Annotated in this window: 8 protein-coding genes and 1 tRNA gene; 5 read left to right on the top strand and 4 right to left on the bottom strand. The window is 60.7% G+C overall.

All coding sequences use genetic code 11. The features are described from left to right. On the bottom strand, positions 1 to 915 hold a 915-nt coding region (locus A2J01_RS09865; protein ID WP_231915756.1), incomplete at its 3' end, for a nitrate ABC transporter substrate-binding protein. Positions 916 to 1,166: 251 nt separating this feature from the next. Here A2J01_RS09865 and A2J01_RS09860 point away from each other — a divergent pair. From A2J01_RS09860 to A2J01_RS09845, 4 genes are read left to right on the top strand one after another with little or no spacing between them, the layout of a single operon-like run. Continuing rightward, positions 1,167 to 1,949, top strand: coding sequence for an ABC transporter ATP-binding protein (locus tag A2J01_RS09860; protein WP_003942349.1), 783 nt, complete (start codon positions 1,167 to 1,169; stop codon positions 1,947 to 1,949). Continuing rightward, positions 1,946 to 2,851, top strand: coding sequence for an ABC transporter permease (locus A2J01_RS09855; RefSeq protein WP_064112615.1), 906 nt, complete (start codon positions 1,946 to 1,948; stop codon positions 2,849 to 2,851). Before A2J01_RS09860 ends, A2J01_RS09855 begins: the two co-directional genes overlap by 4 nt. Beyond that, positions 2,848 to 3,918 (top strand): isopenicillin N synthase family dioxygenase, encoded by a 1,071-nt coding sequence (locus tag A2J01_RS09850; protein ID WP_064112614.1) that lies wholly within the window; start codon positions 2,848 to 2,850, stop codon positions 3,916 to 3,918. Before A2J01_RS09855 ends, A2J01_RS09850 begins: the two co-directional genes overlap by 4 nt. A 47-nt stretch (positions 3,919 to 3,965) precedes the next feature. Continuing rightward, complete coding sequence (locus tag A2J01_RS09845; RefSeq protein WP_007731273.1) at positions 3,966 to 4,610, top strand: GntR family transcriptional regulator; 645 nt, start codon at positions 3,966 to 3,968, stop codon at positions 4,608 to 4,610. 4 nt (positions 4,611 to 4,614) lie between these two features. On the opposite strand, the gene A2J01_RS09840 is transcribed toward A2J01_RS09845, so the two are convergent. Together A2J01_RS09840 and A2J01_RS09835 are read right to left on the bottom strand one after the other, a co-directional pair. Further along, positions 4,615 to 5,391, bottom strand: a complete 777-nt coding sequence (locus A2J01_RS09840) for an esterase/lipase family protein (RefSeq protein WP_064112613.1) — start codon at positions 5,389 to 5,391, stop codon at positions 4,615 to 4,617. A gap of 73 nt (positions 5,392 to 5,464) precedes the next feature. Further along, a tRNA-Met gene (locus tag A2J01_RS09835) sits at positions 5,465 to 5,538 on the bottom strand. Between the two features lie 450 nt (positions 5,539 to 5,988). Between A2J01_RS09835 and A2J01_RS09830 the strand changes: the two genes are divergently transcribed. Beyond that, a complete protein-coding gene (locus tag A2J01_RS09830) occupies positions 5,989 to 6,543 on the top strand; it encodes a transglycosylase family protein (RefSeq protein WP_003942299.1) in 555 nt (184 codons plus the stop codon). A gap of 89 nt (positions 6,544 to 6,632) precedes the next feature. Here the strand turns inward: A2J01_RS09830 and A2J01_RS09825 are convergent. Further along, positions 6,633 to 9,264, bottom strand: a 2,632-nt coding sequence (locus tag A2J01_RS09825; protein WP_064112612.1) for a UPF0182 family protein, incomplete at its 5' end; no start/stop codon positions are given.

Below are 9,264 nucleotides of genomic sequence, written 5' to 3'. Positions count from 1 at the left end.
CGCCGTATCCGGCGCAGTGATGTAGTCCGCGGTGGCCTGCTGAATGATCGGAACCAGCTTGCTCAAACACGGGGAGAGTGTCTCGACCTTGTCGGCACGAACGGAAACATTGGACGCGTAGATGTCGAAACCCGAATCTTTCAGCAGGTCATAGGAAACCGGCTTGTCCCACGCCGGCGTCTCCTTCTCGTACGTGTACGGTTCCGAATTCGCGAATCCTTGCTGAGCGATGGTCGGGTCACCGACAAATCGCGAGGGAGCTCCGTCGTAGCTCGTGTCGAGCTGAGACTGCTTCAGTAGGCCTTTCGCCACGAGCCACTGCGGAAACAGTTGCTCCTTGGAAACGACGACACTCGCGTCGGACTTGCCGATATCGGCAACACTCGCCCATTCCGGATGAGACTCTTTGTCCCACATGAGGATTGCCGGGCTGTACTTGAGCAATGGCGTGACGGCCACAACGGGCTGACTTGCCGCTGCCGCGATCACCTGATCGCCGTGCACCAAGCCGAGAGTGATCGAATCGTCGACGTACATCTGGGAGCTGACGGATTGGAACCCGATTGCCGGTCCCCCGGCCCGCAAGGTCAAGTCGACTCCGGTGTCCTTCCCTCCGGCGACAAGAGTCCCGCTGACGGACTTGTCGTCGGTGTCGACCGAATAGCCGGGACCAAGCATCTCGAAGAGCGCTCCCATATCCGACTGCGGCTGCCATTGGAGTTGAACCACAACGTTTTCCGGACAGAGACCCGCTAGGTTCTGAGCCTCGGCAGCTGGTTCGAGAGATTCAGCCTTGGCCGTCTCAGCCTCACTGGAGCTGCACGCAGTCAATCCGATGGCTGCACACATGGCCAGTGCCGCGCCGGCCGCTCCCACACTTCTGCGATTGGAATGCACCTTGCGATTTGAATACACAGCGTCTCCTTCGTGAAAACAATTGGGATGTGGGCGAACCAGGAAGGATGATCCGATGTGCACATTCTGCAGCACATGGATTACATGCAATCGACTAGTTGTTTCCATCAGGTAACGCGCGCCAGGATTCTCGCTTCACCTGCAATGTCACCTCACATTTACATTCAGCAATCTAGGCGACATACATGCAATTCAAGATGGTTCATACATCTTGAAGAACTTTTGCATGCATTATTGAACCGGAGGCTCAGATGGAACTCGCGAACACGATGCAGGATGCCGACGCTCGCAAGCTCACCGCACCGATGCAGATGGTCTTTTCCGATGTCGTCAAGAAGTTCGATACCGGCACTGTCGCGCTGGACGGCATCGATCTGAACGTGGAGCGAGGAGACTTCGTCGCCGTGGTCGGACCCTCCGGCTGCGGCAAGTCGACTTTGTTGCGCATGGCGGCCGGCCTCGAGCGACCGACCAGCGGCGCGGTTGCCCTCGACACCGAATCAGTTGGCTTCATCTTCCAGGAGCCGACTCTCCTCCCCTGGCGAACCGTGCAGGCCAACGTCGAATTGTCCGCCGAACTCGGTGGCGGCGACAAAGCAGCCCGAAAGTTGCGCGCCGACGAGGCAATTCGCGCAGTGGGCCTGGCGGACTTTGCGAAACAACTGCCCAACGCGTTGTCGGGCGGAATGAAGATGCGTGTCTCGTTGGCGCGAGCGCTCACCCTCGCACCTGCTGTGATGCTGCTCGACGAACCTTTCGGTGCTCTCGACGAGATGACACGACTGGAGATGCAGGTAGAGCTGCAAAGGCTCTACACCGACAAGGGGTTCACCTCGATGTTCATCACGCACTCGGTATCCGAGGCCGTGTACCTCGCAAACAAGGTGGTCGTCATGACCGCCCGGCCCGGACGAATCCATTCGGTCGTGGACATCGATTTCCCGTACCCGCGTAGCCCGGAACTGCGCTACGACGCCCGATACACCGAACACGTCGCCGAGATCTCGGCCAGTCTCCATGGGAGCTCACGATGACCGAAGTCCTTGCAGTGCAACAGGGCACCACCGCACGCAATTCCGCCGTTCGCACTGATTCTGCGACCGCTGCGCGAGCACAGTCACAGCCCGGACGGCCCTCGCGAATGAGAGCGCTCGGCACCTTCCTGCTCTATCCGCTGCTCTCACTTGCCGGCGCGGTCGCAGCGTGGTCGATCGTCAGCTACCTCGTTCTCTCCCCGGAACGTCGATTTCTCCTTCCGCCGCCGAGTCAAGTACTGACAAAGTCGCTACTCGACTGGAAGCACCTCTCGCCCATGCTCGAAGCCCTCGCAGTGACGGCACAGGTAGCACTGGTCGGCTTCGTCGTCGCGGTGGCAGTCGGCGTCGGAACCGGCGTGCTGATGAGCCAGGCCAAGTGGATCGAGCGGATCGTCTATCCCTATGCCGTTGTGCTGCAGGTCATTCCCATCCTCGCCATCGTCCCCCTCATCGGGCTCTGGTTCGGCTACGGTATGACCGCGCGTACCCTGGTGTGTGTTCTCATCGCCGCCTTCCCGATCATCACCAACACACACTTCGGATTGCAATCGGTCGATCGCGGACTGCACGAACTCTTCACCCTCGGCCGCGCGTCCCGTTGGGATCGATTGGTGAAACTCGAACTGCGAGCGGCAATGCCGGCTATTCTCACCGGCATCCGCACCGCCTCCGGCCTTGTTGTCGTCGGTGCCATCATCGGCGACATGTTCTTCGCCAAAGGACAACCCGGGATCGGAACGCTGCTCGACGTCTACCGAAGCCGCCTTCAGTCCGAGGATCTGATCGCCGCGATCGTGATCGCGTCGGTGTTCGGTGTCCTCGTCTTCTCTGCCTTTGGATTCCTCTCAAGTGTGCTCGTCGGTAAGTGGCACACGTCCGGCCGCAAGGACTTTAAATGACTCACGAAACTCCTGTCTTCGAAATTCCTACGATCGATATCAGCCCGTACCTCCGCGGCGAGGCAGCGGTTGCAAACGCCACCAACAGCACTGCCTGTGCGGAAGTGGCAGCTCAACTCGATCGCGCGTGCCGGGAGGTCGGATTCATACAGATTGTCGGACACAGCATTCCACGATCGGCGACCGAAAGACTGGCCGACGCTCTCGACGAGTTCTTTGCTCTCCCACTGACGGTGAAGAACAACTATCGCCGTCCCTCGTCCGAGAACCGCGGCTACTCACCACCGAAATCGGAATCACTCAGCATGAGCCTGGGCGTCGCCGCTGCGAACCAGATGAACGATTTCTACGAAGCAATAGTCGTGGGCACAGAGGTGAGCGACTATCCGGGCGTCGACCTACCCGAGTCCAGCTACGCCGCCAACACCTGGCCCGTGGCCGCGCCCGGATTCCGACCGGCAATCGAAGAGTATTTCCGTCATGCCCAGGGCTTGGCACGAATCCTGATGTGCGCCTTTACCGACGCTCTCGGATTGCAGCCCGGGTACTTCGATTCGATGCTCGACCATTCGATCGACGCGATGAAGATGAACAACTACGCACTGCCCGAGGGCGAGATCCGCATCTCCGGCGACATGACGGGAATGGGCGCTCACACCGACTTCGGAATCTTGACCATCCTGTGGGCAGATCAAGTTCCGGGCCTTCAAGTTCTGAGTGCCGACGGCGTATGGCACGACGTCCAACCTGCCGACGGCGCACTCTTGATCAACCTCGGCGACGCGATGGCACGCTGGACGAACGACCGATGGCGCTCGACAGTGCACCGAGTCGACCCACCTATCGTCGATGGTCAGATCATCCGACGTCGCTCTGCCGCATTCTTTTTCGACGGGAACTACGACGCCGTCATCGAAGCACTGCCAGGGACTCTCACACCGGGCGAAGTGGGATACCCGCCGATCACGATCGCTGAGAACATCGCGGCCAAAGTGGCCGGACTGAAAGGCGCGACGGCGCCCGACGTCGACAGTCGCAACGCTGACCGGGTGCGCGCCGCTGGATAGCGCTCCCGGGTACCGTCGACATCGTGCAGGATCGAAGTGAGGACAAGATGACCACCACCGAACGAGCTTTACTCACCGAGTCTGTGCACGAGACACTTCGCGAACTGATCTTTTCGGGAGAGCTGGCGCCGGGGACACCACTGAGTGTTCCCGCGCTGGCGAGCAAGCTCAATGTCAGTCGAACGCCGGTCCGCGAGGCCGTGCAGCAGTTGATCTACGAGGGCATCGCCGTCCACACACGGAATGCGGGTGCAAAAGTCGATTCGCTGGACGCGGAGTCTCTGCGCGCGGTCTTCGAGGTGCGTGAGGTACTCGACGGTCTCGCGGCGTTCAACGCCACGGCCAATGCCACGCACGAAACCGTGTCACAGCTGAACAAGATGGTGCAGGTGCAACGCGAACTTCTCGAGAGCCCGCCGGATCAGCGTCGGGATTCGAAGCTCGACCTCGAGTTTCACACCTTGATTCGTGAGACTGCATGCAATCACCCACTCAGCGAAGCCCTGCATCGTCTGGACGGACAGTCACATCTCTACCGTTCGGACATGTGGAGCCTCGAGCTCAATCGGCGGATCGCTGTCACCGAGCACGCACGTATAGTCGCGGCCATCGAATCGGGTGACGCCTTGGGGGCGAGGACTGCCGCGAGCGCACACGTAGCCGGGCTACTCGTCCGAACAACCCGGACCTGAAGCTTTACCGAAATGACGGAAACAGCGTGTCAGGCCAGGTGATGTCGCCGTCGTTCTCGTCCACGAACATACCGACACAGTCTCGCTCCAAAGCGCTGATCGCTCCCGAGATGACCTCTGGATGCTCGAGCTCGGTGAGATGGTCTCCTCCGGTTCCGGCCCCGGGAACGCCATCGACGTACACCCGGCACTGGCCCCCGTCCAACCGACCGTCCGCCCACTCGCCCGAACTCTGCACCACCGAATAGTAGGCAGATCCAGGAGTGTCCTCACCGGTATTGAGCTTGGTGAGAACTTCGGAGAACATGCAGGTGTCGTAGCCGTCGGCAGGGCCTTGTACGCAGCCACCGGGGCTACCGTACTGCGGCGCACCGATGGCGACGAATGAATCCACTACTTCGGAGCCACCGAGGAACTTCGCGTAGTACCGGGAGCTCAGTCCACCCGCACTGTGCGCGATCACCCCGACGGAGTCAGCGCCGGCAGCGTAGGAGCGAATCGAATCGGCAATCAGCTCGGCGTCGGCCGCAATCATCTTGCCGGGTGCGTCGACGAAGTGTGTCTCGTAGCCCGCAGCGCTCAGTGCTTTGTCGAGGGCGCGGTAGGTCGCCTGGTGCGTTTCTCCCGAGTTGTAGAGCTGCTGCCCCGGAACGATGAAGACCACGCGCTTCGCATCGGTGATCCGCCCACCGGCGGCAGCGCTTCCTGCCGAGAACGCCAGAGCGGTGGTCACCAGCGAAGTAGTCACCGCCATCGCCAAGAGAATCTTCGAGAGTCGCACGTCGCCGCCCTACGACGGCTGCGCACAAAAAAGGACCGCCGCACTGGAATCCAGTGCGGCGGTCCTTTTCTAGTAGCGGGGACAGGATTTGAACCTGCGACCTCTGGGTTATGAGCCCAGCGAGCTACCGAGCTGCTCCACCCCGCGATGCATGGACAAAGTTACACGAGCGGGTGAACGGAACGCAAATCGCCTGCGCTGGAGCGAAATACACGCCTGAAAGTCGAAGAATCGGGTGACTGGGTTCACAAAATGCCCGTGAGCATCAACACATAACAAGCATGTAACGAACGTACGTCGAAACGGCATCGGAAAGGCTCTACCAGCACAAACGCTAAAATTTTGGGTCGAGAGCAGACCAGACAGTCCGGAAAATTGCGAATCGACCCTCGTTCGACGCTCCCGTACGGTCGGTCCCGGCCCGAATCAACCGGGCGAACGCCGACCCGCCGCTGCTCCACTCTGCCCCGCGGGATCGGAACCCCCGAAACCTTCGAGGGGCAGAGACACGGAGAGACAAGCGCCCGGGAAAGTCAGCATCATCGCCGACCCGCAGGCCCGCCGATGTCAGCAAGCGCGGAGAGGATTTACCCCGACATGACGTACACCAGCATCAGCAAGCGTGCATTCGGCACATTGGCAGTAGCCGGCGCACTTGTCGCAGTGCCCCTCACCATGAGCACCGGCACCGCTTCCGCAGCCACCCACAACTGGGACGGCGTCGCACAGTGCGAGAGCGGTGGCGACTGGAACATCAACACCGGAAACGGCTACTACGGCGGCCTGCAGTTCTCGCAGAGCACCTGGACCGCCAACGGTGGCACCGGCTCGCCCGCCAACGCTTCCAAGGAAGAGCAGATCCGCGTCGCCGAGAACACCCTGCAGAGCCAGGGCCCCGGCGCATGGCCCGTCTGCGGCCAGCGTCTGACCGTCGCGAGCGAGCCTGCAGTCGAAGAAGCTCCCGCCGCAGCGCCGGCTCCCGTCGCCGAGGCACCCGCAGTTGCTCCCGCCATCGAGATCCCGGCCGAGCTCAAGCCCGCCGCACAGCAGGCTTACGACACCGCTCGTGACCTCGCCGGCCAGTACGGCTTCGCCGCACAGTTCCAGCAGCTCTCCGATGCCAACGCACCGATCGTTGCAGCACTGCGCTGATTCAGCTCGTACAGCTTCACCTGAGCACACAAGAAGGCCCACCATCCGATCGGATGGTGGGCCTTCTGCTATTCATGAACTGACGCCGCTTACCTCGGCAGCGCCTGGTACGCGTCAACAGCCTTCTGCAGGCGGTCGAGCGCAGCACCGTAGCTGGTGAAGTCACCGCTCTGTTGCGCCGACTTCAATGCCGCCATTGCCGAATTGACCTCGGCCAGCGCCTTCGTGACGTCATCCGAAGAAGCCGGCGGGGCCGGTGCCGTCGGAGTTGTCGGCGTTTCCGGTTGCGCTCCGGTATCCGGATCGGGTGCCGGCTGGGTGACCGTCGCTGCCGAACCTGCGCCCGGCCAAATCTGACTGATCGCCTCGGAGACGGTCGGTGCATAACCGATCCGAATGCCGTTGGTGTCGCTGAAGCTCACCAATACACGCGCCAACTGAGGGAACGCGTTCTGCGAGTTTCGCTGCGAGTACAAAGGCTCGACATAGAGGATTCCGCCCTCGGCAATCGGCAGAGTCAGCAAGTTTCCGTACTGAATCTTGTTCGACTGCTTGAGCAGTGACACTTCCGAAGCAACACGCGAATCCGACGTCATCGCAGACTGAGCCTGCTGTGGACCCTGAGTCTGCGTATCGGTCGGCAACTGCAGCACCGTGAACTTGCCGTAGTTCTCCTTGTCGTTCGCCCCCGAGATGTAGGCCGACAGCAACTCACGACTGAACCCGACCATCGGACTGGTCAGACGGAAATCCGCCTTCGCGGTGTCCTTGTCGCCCACCAGCACGTAGTACGGCGGCTGGTTGGCCGACGTGTCGATCGTCGGATCGCTCGGAACCGACCAGAACGCGTTGTTGGTGAAGAACTCACTCGGATCGTCGACGTGGTACTTCGCCAGCATCTCTCGCTGAACCTTGAACATGTCTTCCGGGTAGCGGAAGTGTGCCTGCAAGTCGTCCGAGATTTCGCTCTTCGGCTTCACCGTGTTCGGGAAGACCCCCATCCACGCCTTCAGAACCGGATCCTGCTCGTCGACCTGGTACAGCGTGACAGTGCCGTCGTAGGCATCGACCGTGGCCTTCACTGAGTTACGGATGTACGAGAACTCCTGGCGCGGAATGAGGCGCCCGGTCGTCTGGTCGATACTGTCCTCGACCAACCCGTCGAGCGAACTGCGCTGCGCGTACGGGTAATCCTGGGCCGTGGTGTAGCCGTCGATGATCCACTGCATCTTGCCGTCGACCACTGCGGGGTAAGCAGCGCCGTCGGTCGTCAGCCAAGGCGCGACCTCCTCGACCCTTTCCTTCGGATCACGCTTGAAGATGATCTTCGAGTTCGAGCCGATTGCACTCGAGAACAGGATGTTGCGCTCGGTGTACTTCGCCGCGAATGCAAGACGGTTGAACCAGTTGCCGATCGAAACGCCACCCGAACCTGTGTAGGTGTACTTCGAGGTGTCGGTGTCGTACTCCCGCGGTCCCTCACCGTCGACGGAACCGACGATCGAGTAATCGGCGTCCGACTGACTGATCACCTCGCCGTAGTACGAACGAGGATTGTCCACCTTGAGATTCTCGTTCTCGGGCGTGGTCGTCAGGTCGCTCACCGAGTAGATCGGGTAGCCACCGGTGTTGTTCTGACTGTCGCCCTGCACGGCCGTGACTTCGTTGGCCTGGGCGGCGACGAAACCGTTGCCGTGCGTGTAGACCGTGTGCTTGTTGATCCAGTCCGTCTGGTTGCCGGAAAGGTTGTTCGGCGACAGCTCACGCGCGGCGACAACGAAGTCACGCAACTGGCCGTCTTGTTCGTAACGGTCGACGTTGAGCGTCTGCGGGAACCCGTAGAAGTTCTTGAGCTGACGCTGAGCGGTGAACGTCGGCGACAGAATGGTCGGATCCAACAGGCGTGTGTTCGCGATCGTGGTCCGGTCTGCCGGAACGTCCTGGGGCTGCTTGGTGCCAATTCCCGGATAGTCGACGTAGTCGACGTTTTCTTCCGTGATCCCGTACGCCTGACGGGTCGCTTCGATGTTTCGTTCGATGTACGTGCTCTCCTTCTGCGCCGCATTGGGCTTGACGGAGAACTGCTCGACGATCATCGGGTAGACGGCACCGACGAGGACCGACGAAAGAACCAGTAGAGCGACTGCCATGGCCGGTATCCGAAGATCCCGCGTGAAGATCGAGGCGAAGAACGCCAAGGCGCAGATGACCGCAATGGACAACAGAATGAGCTTCGCAGGCAGAACCGCATTGATGTCGGTGAAGCCCGGGCCGGTGAACGTCGGTTCCTTACGACTACTCGACATCAACGAGTACCGATCAAACCAGTACGCCACCGCCTTGAGAAGCACAAAGGTGCCGGCGATGACAGCCAGCTGAATACGAGCGGCCGTGGTGAACGTCCCATTGCGCCCGGCCAACTTGATCCCACCGAAAACGTAGTGGGTGACCAGGTTTGCCACGAAGGCAAGCAGAATCGAGACGAACAACCAATTCAGAACGAAACGGTAGAACGGCAGATCGAACGTGTAGAAGCCGACGTCCAAGTTGAACTGCGGATCGGTGATCCCGAAAGCCTGGCCGTTGAGGAACAACTGGATAGTGACCCAGTTGGCCTGTGCGATGAGACCGGACAGGATGCCGATCGCTACCGGAATGATCACGCCGAAAAGACGAAGACGCGACATGACGGTGGTGCGGTAGCGCGCGATCGGATCATTG

Origin of the sequence: Rhodococcus sp. EPR-134 (genome assembly GCF_001647205.1) — a bacterium.
In the GTDB taxonomy this organism is placed as follows: Bacteria; Actinomycetota; Actinomycetes; order Mycobacteriales; family Mycobacteriaceae; genus Rhodococcus_F; species Rhodococcus_F qingshengii.
The sequence above is the reverse complement of the archived record's forward strand: the minus strand, read 5'-3'. Positions and strand labels throughout refer to the sequence as shown.